General features: G+C 48.1%; 21 protein-coding genes. 14 read left to right on the top strand and 7 right to left on the bottom strand.

Going from position 1 to position 22,115, the window contains the following annotated elements:
* Window positions 1-107 precede the first annotated feature (107 nt).
* Both QUB24_RS10325 and QUB24_RS10320 read left to right on the top strand, forming a co-directional pair.
* Window positions 108-689: a 5-formyltetrahydrofolate cyclo-ligase gene (locus QUB24_RS10325; protein WP_333153144.1), complete on the top strand. Its 582-nt coding sequence runs from the start codon at window positions 108-110 to the stop codon at window positions 687-689.
* Between the two features lie 88 nt (window positions 690-777).
* Window positions 778-1,554 (top strand): fumarylacetoacetate hydrolase family protein, encoded by a 777-nt coding sequence (locus QUB24_RS10320; RefSeq protein WP_333153081.1) that lies wholly within the window; start codon window positions 778-780, stop codon window positions 1,552-1,554.
* 83 nt (window positions 1,555-1,637) lie between these two features.
* Here the strand turns inward: QUB24_RS10320 and QUB24_RS10315 are convergent, their stop codons facing one another.
* Both QUB24_RS10315 and QUB24_RS10310 read right to left on the bottom strand, forming a co-directional pair.
* Window positions 1,638-2,111, bottom strand: coding sequence for a Tic20 family protein (locus tag QUB24_RS10315; RefSeq protein WP_333153080.1), 474 nt, complete (start codon window positions 2,109-2,111; stop codon window positions 1,638-1,640).
* A 142-nt stretch (window positions 2,112-2,253) separates the two neighbouring features.
* Entirely contained in the window at window positions 2,254-2,451 is a 198-nt protein-coding gene (locus tag QUB24_RS10310; RefSeq protein WP_190739976.1) for a hypothetical protein, read from the bottom strand.
* A 168-nt stretch (window positions 2,452-2,619) separates the two neighbouring features.
* Between QUB24_RS10310 and glyA the strand changes: the two genes are divergently transcribed.
* From glyA to QUB24_RS10270, 8 genes are all read left to right on the top strand, one after another.
* On the top strand, window positions 2,620-3,903 hold the full coding sequence (gene glyA / locus QUB24_RS10305; RefSeq protein ID WP_333153079.1) for a serine hydroxymethyltransferase: 1,284 nt from the start codon (window positions 2,620-2,622) through the stop codon (window positions 3,901-3,903).
* Window positions 3,904-4,357: 454 nt separating this feature from the next.
* Window positions 4,358-5,413 (top strand): MraY family glycosyltransferase, encoded by a 1,056-nt coding sequence (locus QUB24_RS10300; protein ID WP_333153078.1) that lies wholly within the window; start codon window positions 4,358-4,360, stop codon window positions 5,411-5,413.
* Between the two features lie 90 nt (window positions 5,414-5,503).
* Entirely contained in the window at window positions 5,504-6,760 is a 1,257-nt protein-coding gene (locus QUB24_RS10295) for a competence/damage-inducible protein A (protein WP_333153077.1), read from the top strand.
* 299 nt (window positions 6,761-7,059) lie between these two features.
* Window positions 7,060-7,197 (top strand): hypothetical protein, encoded by a 138-nt coding sequence (locus QUB24_RS10290; RefSeq protein WP_333153076.1) that lies wholly within the window; start codon window positions 7,060-7,062, stop codon window positions 7,195-7,197.
* 112 nt (window positions 7,198-7,309) lie between these two features.
* Window positions 7,310-7,750, top strand: a complete 441-nt coding sequence (gene aroQ / locus QUB24_RS10285; RefSeq protein ID WP_138920973.1) for a type II 3-dehydroquinate dehydratase — start codon at window positions 7,310-7,312, stop codon at window positions 7,748-7,750.
* A gap of 167 nt (window positions 7,751-7,917) precedes the next feature.
* Window positions 7,918-9,066 (top strand): ADP-ribosylglycohydrolase family protein, encoded by a 1,149-nt coding sequence (locus QUB24_RS10280; RefSeq protein ID WP_333153074.1) that lies wholly within the window; start codon window positions 7,918-7,920, stop codon window positions 9,064-9,066.
* 429 nt (window positions 9,067-9,495) lie between these two features.
* Window positions 9,496-12,051 (top strand): HDIG domain-containing metalloprotein, encoded by a 2,556-nt coding sequence (locus QUB24_RS10275; protein WP_333153072.1) that lies wholly within the window; start codon window positions 9,496-9,498, stop codon window positions 12,049-12,051.
* Between the two features lie 216 nt (window positions 12,052-12,267).
* A complete protein-coding gene (locus QUB24_RS10270; protein WP_333153071.1) occupies window positions 12,268-12,498 on the top strand; it encodes a hypothetical protein in 231 nt (76 codons plus the stop codon).
* Between the two features lie 65 nt (window positions 12,499-12,563).
* On the opposite strand, the gene QUB24_RS10265 is transcribed toward QUB24_RS10270, so the two are convergent.
* Window positions 12,564-13,430: a carbohydrate ABC transporter permease gene (locus tag QUB24_RS10265; RefSeq protein ID WP_333153068.1), complete on the bottom strand. Its 867-nt coding sequence runs from the start codon at window positions 13,428-13,430 to the stop codon at window positions 12,564-12,566.
* A 66-nt stretch (window positions 13,431-13,496) separates the two neighbouring features.
* Here QUB24_RS10265 and rpsF point away from each other — a divergent pair, with 66 nt between their 5' ends.
* A complete protein-coding gene (gene rpsF, locus QUB24_RS10260; protein ID WP_015176119.1) occupies window positions 13,497-13,832 on the top strand; it encodes a 30S ribosomal protein S6 in 336 nt (111 codons plus the stop codon).
* 701 nt (window positions 13,833-14,533) lie between these two features.
* On the opposite strand, the gene QUB24_RS10255 is transcribed toward rpsF, so the two are convergent.
* Complete coding sequence (locus QUB24_RS10255; RefSeq protein WP_333153066.1) at window positions 14,534-14,677, bottom strand: hypothetical protein; 144 nt, start codon at window positions 14,675-14,677, stop codon at window positions 14,534-14,536.
* 101 nt (window positions 14,678-14,778) lie between these two features.
* Between QUB24_RS10255 and QUB24_RS10250 the strand changes: the two genes are divergently transcribed.
* The 3 genes from QUB24_RS10250 to argJ all read left to right on the top strand — a co-directional run bounded on the left by QUB24_RS10250 (window position 14,779) and on the right by argJ (window position 16,730).
* Window positions 14,779-14,973, top strand: a complete 195-nt coding sequence (locus tag QUB24_RS10250) for a hypothetical protein (RefSeq protein WP_006631905.1) — start codon at window positions 14,779-14,781, stop codon at window positions 14,971-14,973.
* 61 nt (window positions 14,974-15,034) lie between these two features.
* A complete protein-coding gene (locus tag QUB24_RS10245; RefSeq protein ID WP_333035219.1) occupies window positions 15,035-15,175 on the top strand; it encodes a hypothetical protein in 141 nt (46 codons plus the stop codon).
* A 313-nt stretch (window positions 15,176-15,488) separates the two neighbouring features.
* A complete protein-coding gene (gene argJ, locus QUB24_RS10240; protein ID WP_333153065.1) occupies window positions 15,489-16,730 on the top strand; it encodes a bifunctional ornithine acetyltransferase/N-acetylglutamate synthase in 1,242 nt (413 codons plus the stop codon).
* A 528-nt stretch (window positions 16,731-17,258) separates the two neighbouring features.
* Here argJ and QUB24_RS10235 read toward each other — a convergent pair.
* The 3 genes from QUB24_RS10235 to QUB24_RS10225 all read right to left on the bottom strand — a co-directional run bounded on the left by QUB24_RS10235 (window position 17,259) and on the right by QUB24_RS10225 (window position 21,958).
* Window positions 17,259-18,578, bottom strand: coding sequence for a hypothetical protein (locus tag QUB24_RS10235; RefSeq protein WP_333153063.1), 1,320 nt, complete (start codon window positions 18,576-18,578; stop codon window positions 17,259-17,261).
* A 232-nt stretch (window positions 18,579-18,810) separates the two neighbouring features.
* Window positions 18,811-20,031, bottom strand: coding sequence for a decarboxylase (locus QUB24_RS10230; protein ID WP_333153061.1), 1,221 nt, complete (start codon window positions 20,029-20,031; stop codon window positions 18,811-18,813).
* A gap of 184 nt (window positions 20,032-20,215) precedes the next feature.
* Window positions 20,216-21,958, bottom strand: coding sequence for an asparagine synthetase B family protein (locus QUB24_RS10225; protein ID WP_333153059.1), 1,743 nt, complete (start codon window positions 21,956-21,958; stop codon window positions 20,216-20,218).
* Between the last annotated feature and the right edge of the window lie 157 nt (window positions 21,959-22,115).

Raw genomic sequence — 22,115 nt, 5'->3', positions numbered from 1 at the left:
ATGAAAATGCAATTAATTGTAGTCCTCTTTTAGAGGACTTTCGCTATGAGACAGGGGTTTTCAACCCCTGTCGGACTCCAAGTCAAACGAGAAATTTGATCGCAAATATGAATACTCCTCAACCTTCATTAACTAAAACCGAATTAAGAAAATCCCTCCTCAACACCCGCAAATCCCTATCAGCACAAGAATGGAGACAAAAAAGCGATCGCCTCTGCAATCACCTGCAAAACTCGCCCCTATTCACCCAAGCAAAAACAATCCTCGCCTACTTCAGTTGTCGCCAAGAACCAGATTTAAGTCTTCTATTTGTAACCCCTCGCAAATGGGGATTTCCCCGCTGTGTCGGCAAAGAGCTATCCTGGCACATCTGGCAGCCCGGAGATGCTTTACATACTGGAGCTTATGGCATACTCGAACCACTGCCGGATGCTCCTAAAATAGACCACTCAGAAGTAGATTTAATGCTCGTACCCTCAGTAGGCTGCGATGTTCGCGGCTATCGCTTGGGCTACGGCGGTGGCTATTACGATCGAATGCTCAGTTTAGCTGAGTGGGAATCAAAAGTTACGATCGGCATTATCTTTGAATTTGCCTTGCTCACCCAGCTACCAGTTGACTCCTGGGATCAACCGCTGCACGGCATTTGTACAGAAAGCGGTTGCAAAATTGCACAGCGAAAATCTTAAACGGGCATAAACAAATTAATTTTCCGCAATTATGCCTATATCCTCTTAATCTAGAATCTAGAATCTAAAATCTAAAATCTAAAATAGTATGGCCCAGCGCTACGTTCGAGTCAAAACAACACAAGGACACATCCATTACGGTTTACTGCAACTGGGCCACAGCGTTCAAGTATTTGATGCACCGCCCTGGTTAAAAGGACAACCAACCGATTTGGAACTTTCACCCGATACTTACCAAATTCTCGCCCCGTGCTCTCCCTCAAAAATTGTAGCCGTCGGCAAAAATTATGTCGATCACGCCGCCGAGATGGGAACCCCAGTACCGGAAGAACCCCTGCTGTTTTTCAAGCCTCCGAGTGCTGTCATCTCCGCAGGTGCAGCGATTCGCTATCCGCAGCAGTCGGAAAGGGTAGACTACGAGGGAGAATTGGCCCTGGTAATTGGCGAACATTGTACCAACTGCACTCCCGAACAAGCACACAGCAAAATTTGGGGCTATACCATCGCCAATGACGTAACAGCTAGAGATTTGCAAAAGCGGGACAACCAGTGGGCGAGGGCCAAAGGGTTCGATACATTTTGTCCCTTGGGGCCTTGGATTGTCCGCGAACTGAGTCCGGCTGCACAATTGCAGACTTTTGTCAATGAGAGCGATCGACCCGTACAGTCATCCCAGATCGATCGCATGGTATTTTCCCCAGACTTTCTCGTCTCCTACATCAGTCAAATAATGACCCTAATTCCCGGTGATGTGATACTGACGGGAACGCCGCAAGGAGTAGGGCCGCTACAAATAGGCGATCGAGTCCGCATCGAAATAGAAGGCATCGGCAGTCTTGAAAATACAGTAGTTATTGGTAATTAGTAATTGGTAATTGGTAATTGGTAATTATCACCAACAACTGTCAACTGCCAACTGTCAACTGTCAACTGCCAACTGCCAACTGACTAACGAACCTGCATATAAACAGCATCCGAAAGCGGAGGAATCTCTGCATAGCGTCCCAAAAGTGACTGCACGACTGCATAGACAAATGCAGCAAAAGCGCCCAAAAACACCATGTTATACAGAGTTTCCGCAATAAATGCGACTTGTAAGCCGTTAGAAAAAATCGGCAAAACCAGACCACACAGCATCAAAACAATGTCTAAAAGAATCGCCTGCATCGCATTAAAACGAATGAAGTGACTGATGTTTTCGTTTCTAACTACTCCTAAATACAAGGCAAAGAAGATAATCAAGCTAGCTAATGGCAAACTATAAATTTGCATCAATGGAGCTAGCGGTATCAACAACAGTTGCAGGACAGGAAACTGTGTAAACAGAAACCTGCCAAAGGCAAGCCCGTCAACCAACGGGAGCAAATAAGGCAAAGAAGCAAAAATCCGGTCTGGAACAGTTGTAGATCCGCGCCAAGTCATAATGAACTCTCCTGAGTCGATCGATTAACTATGAATTCCATTAAACTCAGGATAACGCAGCAGCAGGGTTTGTGTTTCGACTCTGCCGGAACTTGCTTTTCACTCAGCAGGGAGCAGCCCCAACTACCAGATGCAGGCTTTTTTATTTAATATTAGCGATCGTGAAGCCCATTTGACACTCGTACCGATCAGGCAAATTTTCCGTAGGTTTAGCAACTGGATGACCGCAGCGAAGCTCTCCACCACTCCAGCGCGGTTGGCCCGTGCGATCGGCCAGCAAACAACTTTGGCAAACACACTGAGGGGCAAGCATCTGATTTTCCATTAAAATGACTAACATTTGATACCTCCGGCAGGTTTCACACCAGTAATTTCATTGTATGTCAGGAGTTGGGGACAAACGGCTTAACCTGAACACAACGTAATATTTATATCAATGGGGCGAAATCCGTAGTACGGTATAAGATCCCCAATTCCCAATCCCAAAACTCTCAAGAGGTTGATTATTGTGACGGACTCTAACTTAGAATTCCTTTCCAAAACCGATCCGCTCATTGCCGATTTAATCGGGCAAGAGCTCCAGCGGCAGCGAGACCACCTAGAACTCATCGCCAGCGAAAACTTTACCTCCGCAGCCGTAATGGCAGCTCAAGGCTCAGTGCTGACCAATAAATACGCCGAAGGACTGCCAGCGAAACGCTACTACGGCGGCTGCGAATTTATTGACGGCATCGAGCAAATTGCGATCGATCGCGCCAAACAGCTATTTGGAGCCGCTCACGCCAACGTCCAGCCCCACTCCGGCGCTCAAGCCAACTTTGCAGTATTTTTGAGCTTGCTGGAACCCGGAGACGGAATAATGGGCATGGATTTGTCCCACGGCGGACACTTGACCCACGGTTCGCCGGTCAACGTATCCGGCAAATGGTTCAAAGCTTTTCACTACGGCGTCAGCCAAGAAACAGAACAGCTTGACTATGACGAAATTTTGGCCAGTGCCAAAGAAAACCGACCGAAACTGCTAATTTGTGGCTATTCAGCATATTCGCGAATTATCGACTTTGAGAAGTTTAGAGCGATCGCCGACGAAATCGGAGCCTACCTGCTCGCCGACATCGCCCACATCGCCGGGTTAGTCGCCACAGGGCATCACCCCAACCCCCTCCCCCACTGTCACGCAGTCACCACCACCACTCACAAAACCCTGCGGGGCCCCCGTGGCGGCTTGATTATGACTAATGACCCGGAATTAGGTAAAAAATTTGACAAAGCAGTGTTCCCCGGCACTCAAGGTGGGCCCTTAGAACACGTCATTGCGGGCAAAGCAGTAGCTTTCGGCGAAGCATTAAAGCCTGAATTTAAAACTTATTCCGGTCAAGTAATTGAAAATGCACGTGCATTAGCGGCACAGTTGCAGCAGCGGGGTTTAAAACTCGTTTCCGGTGGCACGGACAATCACTTAATGCTAGTTGATTTGCGATCGGTAAACATGACAGGTAAGCGAGCGGACCAATTAGTCAGCGGTGTGAATATTACTGCTAATAAAAATACCGTGCCTTTCGATCCGGCATCGCCCTTTGTCACCAGCGGTTTGAGACTCGGTTCGCCGGCGATGACCACCAGGGGAATGGGAACAGCAGAATTTACCGAGATTGGCAATATTATCGCCGATCGCCTGCTAAATCCAGATGATGAAAGCGTCGCAGCCGACTGCCTGCGTCGAGTAGCAGCACTGTGCGATCGCTTCCCCTTATATCCCCACTTGTACTTGAAAGTGCCGGCATTAGCTTAATTTTCCTGATCGGCAATGGGGAATTGGTAGTTGGAAGTGTACGGGTAAAAGGGTAAAAGAGCAGTAAAAGATTGAGAGTTGCCGGTAGCGATATTGACAAGTGGTTTTCACCAAAAATATCGATCGCCAATACGGTTTTTACTAAAGATATTTGTCGGGCGGGGCTGGTTTGACTAACGGTATTTGTCGGTTGCGAAAGATACCGCTCAACTGGGCCCGCTCGTCAAATATCGACTTTTTTGCTCGCGAAAGAGTCGATATTTCAAATCGTTAATTCGAGAGTTATGAATGAACAACCTGACAATTCGCCCCAGGGCAACTGCCATTGCGGCAAATCTCCGACTCCCAAACCCCCAGTCGCTCTTCAAGATGTTTCCTTGTTATAAGCCATCTGAAATGTAGTAGACTCTGCCTGACAGCCTAATTGCCCCGCACTATTTAAAATTGATTTCAGATGCCGTACCAGTATCTGTACCACATACTCGCTTTTCTGGTTTCTGCGATCGTCGTCCTCTGGAGTACACCAATAGTCAAAAAAATTGGTCTCAAAAGCGGGCGAGTCGATCGGCCAGGCGAGCGAAAAGTCCACAAGCGCCCGATGGTGCGCTTGGGAGGAGTTTCCATCTTTCTCGGCACTATCACTGCCCTCTTATTTGTCTGGCTCTCAGGAGGCTTCATCGATGCTAACGGACAAGTTCTCAATCCCAAAGACGAATACGAAATTTGGGGAGTCACCCTCGGCGGCATCGGATTCTTCCTCATCGGTTTAGCAGACGACCTATTTTCACTCTCGGCATTAAAACGCTTGCTCATGCAAATTGGCGTATCCAGCATCGTTTGGATGGCAGGCGTACAAATTGAGTTTCTGACAGTTCCCTCCTTGGGACTTACTAATATTGGCTGGCTGAGCTTGCCAATTACCGTGATTTGGCTCGTCGGCATGGCGAATGCCATCAACTGGATTGACGGTTTGGACGGTTTAGCAGCCGGAGTTTCAGGGATTGCAGCAGTTGTGATGCTGATTGTCAGTCTGGCGATGCACCAACCGGCGGCGGCCCTGATTGCAGCGGCTTTGGCTGGCGGGACATTGGGATTTCTGCGCTACAACTTCAATCCGGCTCAAATCTTTATGGGAGATGGCGGGGCTTATTTTATCGGGTTTACTCTCGCTGGAGTGGGAGTAATTGGGTTAGTTAAAACTACGGCTGTTACTTCTGTGTTGCTGCCATATTTAATTTTAGCTGTACCGATTTTAGATATGTCGGCGGTGATTCTCGATCGACTTCGCAACGGCAAGTCACCGTTTATTGCTGACAAGCGCCATCTCCACCACCGACTTCTAGAAGCCGGACTCTCCCATCGATTTGCGGTTTTATTTATTTACTCGCTGACGCTGTGGGTGGGAAGTTTAGCCCTAGCTTTTTCGCTTCCCAGCGGCGTAATTTACGCTATGGGTGCAACAAGTTTGCTGGGATATGCTAGCTGGAAAGTTTGGAGACACGCTCGATAGTTAGTTGACTGTTGACTGTTGACTGTTGACTGTTGTCATTCCCCAATTAATTCTCCAATCTAAAATCCAAAATCTAAAATCTAAAATTGAATGGTTGCTGAAATTATTTGTGTTGGCACTGAATTGCTGTTAGGCGATATTCTTAATAGCAATGCCCAGTTTTTAGCCAAAGAATTAGCGAGTCTGGGAATCCCTCACTACTATCAAACAGTGGTGGGGGACAATCCAGAACGCATCAAACAAGTGTTAGAAATTGCCGTCAGTCGATCGCAGCTTTTGCTGTTCACCGGAGGCCTGGGCCCCACACCAGACGACCTCACAGTCGAAACGATCGCCGATTTTTTTGGGGTTCCCCTCATCGAAAAGCCGGAAATTATTGCAGATATCGAATACAAATATGCTCAGCGGGGACGCACCATGAGTCCCAGCAATCGCAAACAAGCTTTAATTCCAGAAACTGCGGACATTCTGCCGAACCGCAGCGGTTCTGCACCGGGCATTATTTGGCAGCCGGTTTCTGACGTGACAGTAATGACATTTCCCGGCGTACCGGCGGAAATGCACTTGATGTGGCAAGAAACCGCCGTTCCTTACCTGAAAAATGGCGGCTGGTGCAGCGCCACTATTTACAGCCGCACATTAAAATTTTGGGGGATTGCTGAGTCGGCATTGGCCGAAAAAGTAGATAGTTTTCTGAATTTAACTAATCCTACTGTGGCTCCCTACGCCAATCACGGCGAAGTCAAACTGCGGATTTCGGCCCGCGCGGAGTCGTCCGTGGCGGCGAAAAACTTGATTGGGCCGATCGAACAACAATTGCGGCAAATTGCCGGCTTAGACTGTTACGGTGCTGATAGCGATACCCTCGCTTCGACTGTGGGCCAATTGTTGCTGGATGCGGGGCAAACTCTTAGCGTGGCTGAATCCTGCACCGGAGGAGGATTGGGGGCGATGCTGACTGGTGTTTCCGGCAGTTCTTGCTACTTTTTAGGCGGGATTATTTCTTACGACAATCGGGTTAAGGAAGGATTATTAGGTGTTAATCCGCAAGATTTAGCCGAGTTTGGGGCAGTCAGCCACCAAGTGGCAAAACAAATGGCTGCGGGAGTTCGCGCCAGCCTCAATACCGATTGGGGATTGAGCATTACAGGCATCGCCGGGCCAGGAGGCGGCACAGATGCTAAACCTGTCGGACTGGTTTATGTTGGTTTAGCGGGGTCCCACGGTGACGCACAAAGTTTTGAATACCGTTTTGGCGATGCCAGAGGCCGCGATTGGATTCGGAATCTGAGTAGCTGTACGGCGCTCGATCAGCTCCGGCGTCAATTATTGTTGGCAAAAGCTTAGAAAAAATCCTACGATTGGTCAATTGTCAACAGTCAACCGTAAACTTAAGCTTTATTTAACACTCTATACTCCGATATAATTCGGCAATTTTCCTTTTGCCTCTTGATTATCTGTAAAGATTCGTTATGATAATAAGATAGGACTGATTGGCCAATATACTGACTCTCTCCATTGCTCAAAATATCCAGCAAGCGAGAAAGCAAGTTTGACCTTTGGTTTCAAAGTCGTGCTTGCTTATTTTCAGATATTTAGCCGTCGGTTTAGCAATCTAGACTATAAAAAAAGGAGCTATCCGTTCAATGGAAGACATTGAAAAGGTGCTGGAACAAATTAAAGAATGGGTTCGCAAGCTGATAGAAGGACTGCTGAGTCCCGATCCTGAACCGGAACTCGAACCGATTCGTATTCCTGTCAACCAACCGAGGAATCGCAGGTAGTCGGGACTGCATTAGAAGTTTGAGGTTTAAGGTTTGAGGTTTGAGGTGGCAGACTGGTTGTAAATCCCATGTCAAAACTCTCATAATTTTTGTTGCGCTGGAAATTTTAAAATTGTTAAATATCCTGGTACTTCACGGCCCTAATCTGAATCTATTGGGTCAGCGAGAACCTGGAGTTTATGGTTCTGCGACTTTAAATGATATCAACAAGTTGCTAGAACGAGAAGCGCAAGCCCTCCAGGTGCAAGTCTCAATTCAGCAGTCGAATCATGAAGGGGTGTTGGTGGATGCAATTCACTCGATGTTAGGGCAGCACCAAGGCTTATTGATTAATGCTGGAGCTTATACTCATACGAGTGTGGCAATTAGAGACGCGATCGCCGCGGTGAATATCCCTGCGGTAGAAGTTCATCTGAGCAATATTTACCGGCGGGAAGCTTTTCGGCATCACTCGTTTATCGCCGCGGTGGCGATCGGGCAAATCAGCGGTTTTGGCTCAGAAAGTTATCGGCTGGGGCTGCAAGCTCTAGTTAGTTACCTGATTAAAAATTAGAAATTTACCGATTGTAGCGATCGGATGAGGGCAGGTTTTAGATGGAAAACCAGCCCTTATATGTTTGGATTTAATTCCAATTAATCACAAGACTTTGGCAAAAAAGGATACCAGAAAAAATTATAAATTATAAATTACCAATTACTAACAACTTGAGTTAAATTCAAATGCGGCATTCCCTGTTGAGCAAGTTTCAAGGAACCATTCTGGGGGCAGTTTTAGGAGACTCTATAGGTGTGCAATACCAGAGGCAACTCGTGGGTATTCCCGCCCAAACAGAAGACTTGCAGCCGATTTTACAACTGACGAAACACCAACAAGTGACCCTAAGAGGGGCAAGATTGGCGTTGAATTCTGTCAACAGTAAAATCCCAAGTGGCAAAGACTCATCCGCCTCTGGGAGACTTGCGGTAGCCTGTGCTCAAAGTTTAATTCGGTGTAGGGGTTTAGATTTAAAAGATTGGCGCGATACTTGGGAAGCATTTGCCAAGTCGGAAATCTACCATCCGCCAAGCACTGAGCTTGAAAGCATCCTCAACCCTTGTGAAGCTGCGGTTGCGGCGCTGCCTGCGGCCATGTTTTTTCACGAAAATAAAGCCAAACTGCGAGAAAAAATCATGCTGGCGATAGAGGTTTGGCCCAAGGAAAACCAGCCAGAATGGGAAACAGCAATTTTAGCAGTAGAATATACGATCGCCCGATCTCTCAAAGAAAGACTTGACCCCGCGACAGCGATCGAGCAAACACTTGCCTACCTGAAAACAGATAATGCCTTAACAGAGCTGCTGCTGCAAGTGCAAATACTACTAGAAAAGGGAGCCGATTTAGAAACAGCCGCCACTCATCTGTGCAAAAGCGCCACAGCTTTGCGAGAAAGACAGGGCGAAGGTGAAAAAAAATTACAAACCGAGTTAATTGTCAACCCTAGAAATTTCATTCCCATTGCCTTAGCTTTCTACTGCTTTTTGAACACCCCAGAAGACTTACGCTTGTCAGTGGTGCGTGCTGCCCGCTGTGGTATAGCCGGACAAATAACCTGCGCTTTGACAGGAGCTTTGTCTGGAGCCTATAACGGCGTTGCTGGGATTCCTGTAGAATGGCGACAGGTATCTTCGGCTGAGGTTAATTCGCTGCAGCTAGCTGAGGGCCGAGAACCCTCGCTCTGGGGAACTGGCAGCGATGTAAAAATTGTAGAGTTAGCAAATAACCTGTTTGCTGTTTGGGCAGGAGTTTACAGCCCAGATGCCGGACTGGATTCCGCAGCGCTAGCCCGATCGGTGGCGGCACCTTATGTCATTAGACCTCGTAAAATATAAAGTTTGGAGCTTTTAACAGGGAGGGGAAAGGATAAATTAGCAATGAGAAATTAGCAATTAACAAGTCAAAAACGAAAGCCGAAGGAGAGCGACAATTAAAGATTAAAAAGTAAAAAATTAAATAGGACGGACGTGCTTGCCCCAAAAAAGCAGGTTTTTACGAGAATATGGGGTTAGCCAACGAAGAATCTACCGATAAACCGGGTTTTTAGCCCTCGCGCGCGAGTTCTGTTCAAGATGGACAAGGGAAGGAAATAAGCTTCTTGCGTTGTGGGCCACAGTCAAGAAACCCAACTGCTGGCGATAGTTAGGCAAAGTAGCCTGGGGCGTTGAATATAGAGCCACGCTAGTTCGGATAAACTCAATCAAGATGCACAGTCAGAAATTCTGACAAAGCTGCTGGATAACAGTGATATATCTTCGACACAAATGAATACGCTCTCCTCATTGATGCGGCAGATTGAGCAGCTAGGGGCTGCGCGCTCACTGCGCCAACACATTGCTAAAGTGCAAAATGGCGACAGCAAAGCAGATACCGAGCGCACTAGCGGGCCTCTCCTGAGCCGTTTGTCGCGCCAGAAATGGCTTCTTCCCGAGACTTTTACTACTAAATTTACAAGTAAAACCTCCAAATCAAGCCTCAAAAATCAAGCTCGTTCCCCTATGTTGGCGCTGGTAGCGGTAGTTTCCCTAAGCAGCACTCTGGGCCACCGCTTCTACAACCAGCCGAAACTGGATGTGGGGACGAAAGCTCCTCAGACGATTAAGGCTCCTGCTACTGCTAGCATCCCCGATTACAAAACTACTGAAGAACAGCGGAAAGCAGCGCGGATAGGGGCTGTAGCGATATTAATGCTGGATTCGGCGGTCGATCGACAAATTTATCAAGAATTGCAACAATTTTTGCAGCAGGGAAGCGAGCTACGGGAGGCGGTAGGCCCGTTTCCGTTTGCGAGTCCCTCGGTGCTCTCAAATGCCGCTCAGGTTTACTTGCGGGGCTGTCCTGAGTGGGAGTGGCGATCTATTGTGGCGCAAGCAGGTGACAAAAGTGCAACTTCCGAGCGATTGAGTTTGGATTCCCCGGCAATTGCTGCGGCAACAGATAACAAGTCTCAGCAAGATGCTATCGCTCAACTGCAAGCTTACAGCCGATCGATCCGGGCAGCCGACTTTCAAAGCCTGACAGACAGTATTTCCTCTGCTCGCCAGCGGTATCTCAATGCTGTGGAGGCGCTGGAAAAACCGTCGGTTTCCGGGCTCCCCCAGATATACGATACTTCGCTGTTTGATTTGTCGGAGGCAGCTTGGCAGAAAACCCAAACCGGTATGAGTCGGGCGGCAAAAAGGATGGTGGCTCAAGGTATCCCGCAGGGGTTGCCAAAAGAAATTTTGAAAGAAGCCGTGAAGCTGCAAGTGGCAGATGAAGTGCCGTTAGAGTCCCAAGCTTTGGCGGTGGAGGGTTTAACAGCGATTTTGCAGCCAAATCTGGTGAGAGATCGCGAGGAAACCAAACAGCTAGCTGAATTAGCGGCGCAAAAGGTGAAACCGGTGATGATCGCAGTAGATCAGGGCGAGATAATTGTTGCCCAAGGACAAGAGATCTCGCAGCAAGATTTCGTGTTGCTGGACTATTTTGGTTTAAGCCGGCGGGGGGTGAATTGGCTGGGGCTGACGGGTTTTGTTTGTTTAGTGGCGGGGGCAATTGCGATCGTACTGCTGGTGGAAAGGCACTACCGCTTGCGCCGCAGAGATCATTTGCTATTGCTGCTGCTGACTTTGAGCGCGCCAGTGCTGGTGAGTTTGGGGCTGCCTTGGACGAGTTTGCCCGCGATCGGGATTTTAGCGGGCGGCTTCTACGGTTCGGCAGTGGGAGTGACTGTGGTGGGGCTGCTGTCGGCGCTGCTGCCCGTTGGCTTAAATGTGGACTTGATTCATTTGGTGGCTAGCGGGGCGGGGGGATTGTTGGGCGCTTTTATGGCCGGGCGGCTGCGATCGCGCGAGGAATTGGCTCTTTTGGGCGTGGCTGTCGGCTTGGCTCAGGGCACCGTTTATCTGGTGGGGACTTTGATTGCCAGCGCGGCTGCCGGTGCAATTTGGTACGTCGTACTGGGTACGGTGGGGGCGCAAAGTTTGGCCGGTTTGGCTTGGAGCGTTGTGGCGATCGGCATCAGCCCTTATTTGGAACACGTTTTTGACTTGATTACGCCGATTCGGCTGGCGGAACTTGCCAATCCCAACCGCCCGCTGTTGAAGAAATTGGCTGCCGAGGCTCCGGGGACTTTTCAGCACACACTGTTTGTGGCGAGTTTGGCGGAGGCTGCAGCCCGGGAACTCGGCTGCAATGTTGAGCTGGTCAGAACTGGGACATTATACCACGATATTGGAAAAATGCACGATCCGTTGGGATTTTGTGAAAATCAAATGGGTGGGGGCAACAAACACGATGAAATTAATGACCCTTGGGCGAGCGCGGAGATTATTAAAAAGCACGTTACCGAGGGGTTGGTGATGGCGCGGAAGCATCGATTGCCGAAGGCAATTCAGGCGTTTATTCCCGAACACCAAGGTACAATGTTAATTGCTTACTTCTACCACCAAGCGCAGCAAATTGCTGCAAAAGAAATAGAAGATTTAAAGATGGTTTTGCCAGATGCGGATAATTCAAAGTTAACAATCGCAAGTCGCCAAGTGAGGGAGGAGGATTTTCGCTACGATGGGCCGATTCCACAGTCGCGGGAAACCGGGATTTTGATGCTGGCGGATTCTTGCGAGGCTGCTTTGCGCTCGCTCAAGGATGCTACTCATGAAGAGGCTTTGAATATGGTTAATAAGATTTTGAGGGCTCGCTGGCAGGATAATCAGTTGATTGATTCGGATTTAACGCGGGAGGATATGTCTCTAATTGCGGAGATTTTTGTGCGGGTTTGGGAACAGTTCAATCACAAGCGGATTGCTTACCCTAGTGCAGTTTTCACTCCCAGGTAGGCGAAAATTTTTAGTTAGGAAAAATCAGTTCGCATTTCAGTTGTGAATGAGATTTCATTGCGATTTGCCCCGCAAACCGCTATGCACTTCAGGGGAGCATCTCAATGAAAGCAGCTAAGCTAGAAATAGGAGTTTTGAGGCAGGAGGCAGGAGGCAGGAGGCAGGAGGAAAGAGAAAGAAGGAAGGAGCCAGAAGAAGTGTTTTTACAAATATGAGATGCTCCCCACTTCAGGATTGTCGCTGACAATTACCACAGTTTGTTTGATTCCTCAAAATTCCGAAGAGTCGATATCTCTTTCGCCGGCTAGGTGCGATCGCAATTTTTGCCAGTCTGGGGCATCGAGCGCATTTGCAAAAGCGATGATAGTATCTACAACCCCAGCGCGGTCAACAATCCAGCGGATTTCTGGCCGTTCCTACATCACAAATAAATTTTGTGACTTGTGAGTTCAAAAGATTTTAATTTTTCACCGCAGATGAACGCGGATAAACGCAGATTTTTTATATTGATTCTATCCTTTGACTCCCGCAGCAGTTTCTGTTGGCACAATGTATTTTTGCAAGACCAAAAATAGTCCCAAAACTGGAACAATAGAAATAATAGAACCCGCCGCCACCAAACGCCAATCCAAAGAAAATGTCCCGGCTAAATTGGCTACCCCTAAAGGTAAAGTGTAATATTCCGGCCTGTCTAAAACTAGCAGTGGCCACAGAAAGTCGCTCCAAGAACCGATAAATACGAAAATTCCTAAAGTGACTAAAGCTGGCTTAATTGCCGGAATCATGACGTGCCACCAAATGCCTAATTCGCTGCAGCCGTCAATGCGGGCGGCTTCTTCTAGTTCTTTGGGAACTGCTAGGAATGCTTGTCGTAATAAAAATATGCCGAAGGCTGAGGCTAGTCCGGGAAAGATTACGCCTAAATAACTATTTTTTAGTCCGAGTTGTACTGTCAATATGTATAGGGGAATCATGACTATTTGGAAGGGAATCATGATTGTGGAAATGATTGTGATTAAGATGGCTTCGCGGCCGCGAAATTTTAGTCGGGCTAAGGGGTAAGCGGCGAGGGCGCAAAAGAGGACGTTGATGCTAACTGTGAGGCCAGCAATTAGGGTGCTGTTGAACAGGTAGCGGCCGAAGGGGTTGGTTTGCCAAACTTTGATGAAGTTTTCGAGGGTTGGCTGTTGTGGCCACAGTTGCGGGGGAAATTGAAAGATGTTTTCGTTGGGGGATTTGAGGGAGGTACTGAGCAGCCACAGCAAGGGAAACAGCATTAAAAGTGCGATCGCGCTCATGAGGCTGTACGTCCACAGGGTGCTCCACGGCGATGGAGTGTGGTTTGGGGAATTTGATTTTTTAGTTTTGAGATTGTTCATTGTTGGGATATGATGATAAGTCCTTGCTTCGTGAGAAGCCTTGTTGTCCATAAGGGGATTATTGCCATGAAACCGTTTATTTACGAAACTATGTACATTCTGCGCCCTGATTTGGGTGAAGAAATGACAGACCAGGCGATCGCTAAATATCAAACTATTTTGCGCGATCAAGGTGCTGAAAACATCGAAACTCAGCACCGCGGCAAGCGCCGTTTGGCTTACGAAATCGGCAAGCACCGGGACGGAGTATACGTTCAAATGAACTATACAGCTCCGGGCGCTGCAATTTTTACCCTGGAGCGCGCGATGCGTCTGAGCGAAGAAGTGATTCGCTATTTGACTATCAAGCAAGATGTGCCCGATGCACCTGAAGCGGAAGCGGAAGCTGAAGTCGCCGAGTAGCGATCGTGTCAACTTAAGGTCTTCTTTAGTACCAGTCTACTGTTTGACGATTAGGGCCGCTTATTCCTCGGCCCCGGCACGCCTTTCTTAAGGGCTACGCTGTACACACCACTTGAAAAACTAACGTCAGAGCCTTTCGCTCCCCCTGGCATCCTCCTGAAAAAGAGGCTAGGGGGAGCTCTGGAATTGTGGGTACAGCATAGTTTTTTAAGGGCGGGGCTTGATGTTAATTGAAATTATAGGTGAATGGGCGATTGTTTTTCTAGGGGAGGACGATCGCTCTTTTTTGTGGGGAGGCTGCTGGGACTTAATCTATTTTTATTAACAAAAAAAGCTCGCTTTTTTAGGATGGCGAGGGCGGTTCACTTTGGCTCAACTCTATTATCTAGTTGACTACAAAAAACTTGAGCATAGCTGCTTAATCATTGTAAATCTAATTGTGATTCGCTACTTATTAAATTTACTGTTAACTAAGGCAAATTCGACTTTCTTGAGAGGCAAAATTCTGCATCTATAACTCTGAACCAAACTATAAAGTTATTTTGGCCCTTGGCAATTAGGTAGCCGCTAAAATATGGCTCTTAGAACAGGAATAAGCTGTGTTGCATCTAGATTGCCTATGGTATTAGAGAGGGAGAGGGGGAGAAGAGGAGAGGGGGAGAGGATTTGACGATTTTTGAGCGGGACTCGAAATATACAATTTAAATGCACAACAGCTTATTGTCAAATTTTGCCAACTGCTGCTTGGGGTTGGGACTGAATCCACGAGCCAAAGCTCGATCGCACTCCCTGCACCCTCGATCGAGATTCTCGCCCCATAGCCCAATTGTAAAGTTTTGTGACAATTTTTATTTGGTAGCTTTAGATACAGAATTGTCTGTTATAGTGATAGAAGAGAAGAAAAAACAAGCCCAACATTAATCTAAAGAATACGGAGGAACCGCATATGTCTACCGAAAATCAAGCTCGCTCTCTGATGATGCGCCACCACCAACTGGTGAAGAACCGCCAGCAATCCATGCTCAACCGCACCGCCACCGAAGTCGGGATGGAAGATACGCACTACTGGGGTCACATTCAAGGCAAACCGCAGCCCAGCTTTCAAGCCAGTTACGATCGCAGCAACGCCACTATGAGCTAGGCCAAGCTCAATTTCGACAATTGTCTACGAAGTTATTACCTATAATTTGGAGAAATCAGTTATGTCAACTCAAGAACAAGCCCGCAACCTGATGATGCGCCATCAACACGTCGTTAAAAACCGTCAGGAATCCATGCTGAGCCGTGTGGCTGCTGAAGTGGGTTTAGATGCTGGTTCTCCAGCTAATATCGATCGCAAATAACCCCTTTTTTCAACGGTGAGATAGTTAAATCGAGTTTGTTGTTTGCCAGCTAAAAATTAATAATGTCAATTACAAAACCGTCGCGACTTCTTCTTGAGTTCTAACTCTAGATTGGAAGCCGCGATTAGTTTTATGGGGTTGGTTAAAGACAAAAAGTGAGTCACAGCCTCCCTGAACAGCATTTCCACGCCTGGGAAGCAGAAAACGAGCAAACCCTTACAAAATAAGTTGTTCGCAATCTAAAATCTAAAATCTAAAATCTAAAATGATATAATCCCCTTTCAGCAGATTGAAGGCTACTAGGGAGGTCATCATGTCGGACTGGAAAGAAATTGACGGCGGAGTTACAGCACCCAGAGGGTATAGAGCATCGGGAATTACAGCGGGTTTGAAGCCTTCAGGCTTGCCAGATTTAAGTTTAATTTTGTCAGAGGTGGATGCCATCGCCGCCGGAGTCTTCACAACCTCCACTGTCCGGGCCGCTTGTGTGGACTACTGCCGCCAGCGTTTGCAAGCTAAACCCAGCGCGAAAGCAATTTTGTGCAATGCCGGACAAGCTAATGCTGCTACTGGCGAGCAAGGTTGGGCAGATGCCCTCGAAAGTGCCAAATTGTTGGGAGAAGCGCTGAATATTCCTCCAGAATCTATTCTTTTGGCCTCCACGGGCGTCATCGGACAGCGGATAAAAATGGAGCCGCTGAGGGCTGGAATTCCGCGATTAGTTGCTGAGGCATCGGAAACAGGTTCCGATGCGGCGGCTAAGGCTATTTGTACGACTGATTTAGTGCCGAAAACGATCGCTCTGGAAACCATGTTTGGCGATCGACCAGTCCGCATCGGCGGCATTTGCAAAGGTTCGGGAATGATTCATCCGAATATGGCAACAATGCTGGCATTTGTAACTTGCGATGCAGCAGTATCGTCGCATTTGTGGCAAGAAATGGTGAGTCGGGCGGCTAACAGAAGTTTCAATCAAATTACTGTTGACGGCGATACCAGTACCAACGACTCGCTAATTGCTTTGGCGAATGGTCAATCCCGCACACCGGCAATTACGGAAATGGGAGCAGATGCTGAAAAATTAGAGGCGATGCTGACAGAAGTTTGCGTGCATTTAGCAAAGGCGATCGCCCGTGACGGCGAAGGTGCAACTTGTTTGGTGGAAGTGCAAGTTAGTGGCGCGCTGGATGAAGTTTCTGCGAGTAAAATTGCCAAAACAATTGTCGGTTCTTCTTTGGTGAAAGCTGCGATTTTCGGACGCGATCCGAATTGGGGCAGAATTGCGGCGGCGGCTGGGCGCGCTGGTGTCGCTTTCGAGCAAGAGAATTTGCGGATTCAATTGGGGGATTTTTTGATGATGGAAAACGGACAACCTAAAGAGTTCGATCGCGCTGCAGCAAGTAATTATATGAAAGCGGCTGCGGAGGGAGAATATTTGAAGGCTGATACGGTTTTAATTCAGGTTAGTGTCGGGAATGGCAGCGGTTTTGCGAAAGCTTGGGGATGCGATTTGAGTTACGACTACGTGAAGATTAATGCCGAGTATACGACTTAAATAAGTCCAGGCGGTTACAAGTCCGGGCGGTTAGAAACCGCGCCTACACAAACAAAACCAGACGAGAGAAAGTTGAAGGCAAATTTCACAAATTTAAACTCAACTTCCCCCCGTGGGGCAGGGCTGTTTCATTCTCTTGTAGGGGCAAACCCCCCGTGGGGCAGGGCTGTTTCATTCTCTTGTAGGGGCAAACCCCCCGTGGTTGCCCCGATCGCTGAAATGCCCAATTTATAGTGTCTGGGCCTGGGCGGGCACGGGGAGTAGGGGTCGCACCGCCCCTACAAAATCTTGGTTTTTCGCTCGAATGAAACCGCCCTGCCCCGTGGGGGGAAATTAAAAAATCTGAAACCTTTACTCACCGAGTTAATCTCAGCTTTTTTGCTCCTCATTTTAAAATCGCTGAAGCCCTTACCAAGATAAGCTTTTTAGGAGTTTAACAAAAGAGCGCTAAAAATCTTATTCAGACTAAGTTTCAAGACTTTTTAAGCTTATTATTAATAAGTCTAATATCAAGTTTGAAAACACGCCCTAACCAAAACTATCGGAGACAAACACATAGCCGCCGCCATATCCAACATTATCATCCACTAATATTAAGCCCTCGTTACCCTGCGGATCGCCACTCTGAGCAAGCCCATAATTCACCACGCGCAACAACCGCTGCGGCGTAAACGATTCCAATTCCACAAAATTGCCGGCTTCCAGCCATGCTAGTTCTTCTGCTGTTAAACCTTGCCTTACAGCGTCGGGTAATTGACGGGCGGTTTGTGCGACTGTTTGAGATTGTTGTACAAACATATCGCGGTTTGCTAAGATTTGACGGGGAGAAATTCCCAAATCAAAAATCGTCACTGCTTGATTCGCAAACCACTCTGGACTCGTTCGTAATTGATGCACTAAACCAACTCCAGCAGGACTCGCATTGTGTAGTGCATAGACTTTTAAATCGGCATTACGACGCAGCATTTCGATTACGGTGTTGAAGATGCTTTGGGGATAGCCACTCATACTAAGAATGGCGCAGTTGTTTTCAAAATGGACGTTGTTGGCAATTAGGAATTGAGCTATTTCGTCGCTGTCACAGATAATGGCGCGATCGAAGCTGTAGCCGCTGACTTCGCGATCGATGGTTGCGGGCAAAGCCTCTTGACGAGCAGCAGGGAGCAGTTTTTCTAATGTGCCGTTTACTGTTTGCCAGTCTCGCAGCCATTTATCGCTCTGCGCTTGATTAACGAGAAATATTTCACCCGTTATCTGTGGGCGTTTTTTTTGTGAAATGCCGAGCCCGTAGGACAATAGCCCTAGTGTAATAGCTACGATGTATCCTGAAGAATAATCAAATATTAGGCTTCCTGAAATGCCCAGCACTAAAATAATTACCCCTAAAATCTGGAGATTTTTAGCATTATTTCTTCTGCCGCGAATACCTTGAGCAGGAGATTTGCTGTAGTGGAACAATAGCCATATCCAAATCAAATTGTAGAGAGCGAAGGGAATAACAACTGCGAATTGTGACGGAAAAATAGCAGAAGCCCAGTTAATGCCGAAGATGCCCATAAATACGCTATAAAAGAAGTAGAGAAAAATCCAACTGGTTTCTGGCGCGCGAGATTTAAGCTTTTGGTCAATAAAATAAAAAAACTGTTTGTGCGTAAAAAACAACATATTTTGGCTGGAAATATTTTCGATCGCATTTTTGAAAAAGGGATCGGTGAATGCCAACTTTTTATCAGTGACGGTAGTCGGTTCAAAGACAAACGGATGGTTGCACTGTTTACAGCGACCTGAGTTGCTTGTACGATCGCTCAAAATGTTGTCTGTTTGACACTGGACGCATTTCATTCCCATTTCGGTTACTCCTGATTGATTTAATGGATTTATATCGTTGACGGTTGTTTTGGAAGGATTTTACCGCAGAGGCCGCAGAGGACGCAGAGGAAGAGAAGAGAGATAACTTCGTTACAACTGATATCTTGCACCATTGTCAGCAACAGGCTTTTCGGCCTGTTCCACAAGAGAATTTATTTATTGTGGAACAGGCCGAAAAGCCTGTTCTTGAGAATGGTGTAACATCTCAGGTTTAAAATACTTGCCCGTTTAACAAGATAGAATAGTCTTCTCGCTGTCGAATTAATCGATCGCCCTTAGCATCAATCAACACCTCAGCAGGGCGGGGGCGGTGCAGAAAATGCGACGACATCGCATAGCCGTAAGCCCCGCTATCCAAAATCGCGATCGCATCTCCAATTTTGAGTTTCGGTAGCCAGCAGTTGCGCCCCAAATAATCCCGCGAATAAGTCGTGTTGCCGCAAATATCCGTTTCATGTCGCGATACATCGTCGGTTTCCCAAGTTGCGATCGCCCGATAGCCCCCGTGCACCGCAGGCACCGATAGATTTGATACAGTCGTATCCACACCGACAATTTGCCTCACGCCCAACCACTTCACCGACACAATTTTCGCAAGCAAAACGCCACAACCTGCGATCGCCGATCGTCCCGGTTCAATCACCAACTCGATCGGGCGAGATAGCGCACTCAATCGTTCAGTAATCGCCGCACCAAACTCCCGCCAGTCAAACACCGCACCGCCTCGATAGGGATAGCCAAAACCACCGCCAAAATCAAGGGTTCGCCAATCGGGCAACTGTTGGGCGATCGCAATTAGGCGATCAATCGCCTGCGTAAAAGCACTCGTGGCGTTAGTTCCAGTCCCCCGATAAAAATGCAATCCAGTAATCCTCAACCCCTGCTGCTGCGCGATTTCGTTGGCTTTCTCGAATTCGGCGGGACGCACTCCAATGCGACTGTCTCCCGTCAATTCCGGTGAGTTGAGACGCAGTCCAATTTCGGCACGGATCGATCGCGCTTGACTCCCGGAATATTCGCAAAAATCTTGGAGTTGCGACAGACTATCGAAGTTAAATCGATCGATCTTCCACTCGATCAATTGCTGAATATCCGCCCTGTTGAGGTTACTGCCGGTGTAGACGATGCGATCGCTCGTAAAACCAGCTTTCAGTCCCAAAAAAACATCCCCCGGTGTATTCGCGTGCAGCCCCCAACCCGCTTGCTGAATCAGTTGCAACAGAGCAATATTGCCATTGGTGACAGTAGCAAAATGAAACTGAACGCGGGGATAGTCGATCGATCGCGTAATATGCTCAAGAGTCTGACGGAGGATATCGGCCTGATACACATATAAGGGCGAACCATAAGTTGACAAAAGTCGCTTGGCTAATGCTTCCGAGAACGGCGGCGAATGTATTTTGGTTTCATTCTGTAGCAAAGATTCAGTCATAAGGAAGAAGTTCGGCAACGAGGAATGTACGGGATTTAACGGATGTAACGGGTTATATCAAGTCCGATGGATCTGTCTGATATAATTCCATATCTTGTAGGGGCGGGTTCACCAGTATTCTCAACTTCAAAGCCAACAAATTTATAAACCCGCCCCGCCCATATCAACAGTCAACAGTTAACAGTCAACAGTCAACAGTCAACCTCCTTCGATATTTCCAAATGTGCTGCCCGATCGGCGGTGGCAACCAAAACACATGATCGAGCGATCGCTTAACCGGAATTTCGCCTAAAACCTCGGTTCGCCATGCCTGCCACATCAGCAGCAACCAGAGATTATTGCCAATATAGCGATCGCGCATGGCAACTCCGAGTTGTCCCGATAACATCGAGTCGGCCAAATGGGGCTGCCAGCAATTTTGCGATCGCAACAGATTCGGATTCAGCCGATCGCCGATCGCAGCCCAAAACTCCCGGTAATACCAAACCTTCAACGGCACACCCATCCCGCGCTTTTCCCGCCAGACAATTTCCGGCGGCAACCAGCGTTCGGAGGCTTTTTTGAGGATGTATTTTTCGCACGCACCTTGCAGTAGCAGCTCTCCTGGCAGTTGAAACGTCCATGCTGTGAGGTCGGGGTCGCAGAAGGGCGATCGCACCCACAAACCGCAAGCAAACGCCAATGCCGTTGCCCTCGGCTGAATATTTTGGGCACCTTTGAGCATCAGCGAAGCGCGCCGCAGCCTTGCTAGCAGGGAAGGACAGGTTTCGGGATCGATCGCGTCTTCCAGGTAAACGCTCAAATCGTGAGACTGGATGCGATCGAGCATTTCGGGCGAAAAAATCTGTTTTTCATAACCATAAAATCGCTGAAATGTCCGCAAATACTGCTGTTCAAAGGTTTCTTTTCCGGCAGGATGTTCTGCACTGTAAACTCCGTGTGCAATCAAAGGCTTGTTTGTCCATCCGGCAAATAGCTGATCGCCATTCTCGCCATTGAATACAACTCGCACGTCTTGCGCCGCCGCCTGTTTGAGCAAAAACAGCGGGGCTGTTGTGCCGTCTCCATAGGGTAAATCGAGGGCTTTGGCGGTTGGCCCGATCGCCTGCAACACTGCATCGCCCGTCGCCGCCACCCGAATCAGCGGAATCTGAAAAAAGTCCGCCACCTGTTGGGCGTAGGGCAATTCGGAATAGGCTTCGACACCAAAATCGAGGGCATAGGCGCGCACTTGCAAGCCTGCTTTCACTAGCAGCGCCGTCACCAGGGAAGAATCGATGCCACCGGAGAGTAAAACGCCCACGGGTTCGTCGATCGGCAAATCGGCCACTTGTCGATCGATCGCCTGTTGCAACAGCCCTTGCAATTGTGCGATCGCCTCATCCTCACGGCGCAGTAGTTGGGGCGCTTCTTGCCAAGCTGAAGGCAGCGATCTCACTTTCGGCAGATCCTTAATATCGGCAATTTCCCAAATTATCTCGGTTCCGGCTGCTACGGATGCAATTTGCTCGATCGGCGTTAACGGCGTGGGCACGTAGGAAAAGCAAGCATAACTGTGTAGGGCGATCGGGCTAATTTGAGGGGAAGCAATCAGCGGTAGCAGCAATTGCAGGCGCGTCGCAAACCAAATCGTTTCTCCCAACTGCATCCAATAAAGCGGCACTCGCCCAAACGGATCGCGCCCCAGCCGTAGTTGTTGGGCTTCTACCGCCGCCCAAGCATCTCCCGGAAAATCCGTCGCCCGATCGCGCCCGCAAGCATTCAGCGTCACTAGATCGCCCGCGAGGACTGATGCAGAGGCGATCGCCCATTCTGATAATTTGCCCTGTCGGATGAAGTAGTCAGGCACTAAACGGCTGAGAGTTTTTGTGTGCTCGCCCTCTCCCCAATAGCCTATGAAATGTGAAGGTTTGCCGATCGCACCCATTAGATGTCTCCAATAATTATTGTGGAACAGGCCGGAAAGCCTGTTCAAAACAGGCTTTTTTGGATAAGTCTATTTAGATATCTCCAATAATTATTGTGGAACAGGCCGGAAAGCCTGTTCAAAACAGGCTTTTTTGGATAAGTCTATTTAGATATCT

Origin of the sequence: Microcoleus sp. B9-D4 (assembly GCF_036705105.1) — a bacterium.
Classification (GTDB): domain Bacteria; phylum Cyanobacteriota; class Cyanobacteriia; order Cyanobacteriales; family Microcoleaceae; genus Microcoleus.
Note: the sequence above shows the minus strand (reverse complement) of the source record. Positions and strands in the feature narration are given on the sequence as shown.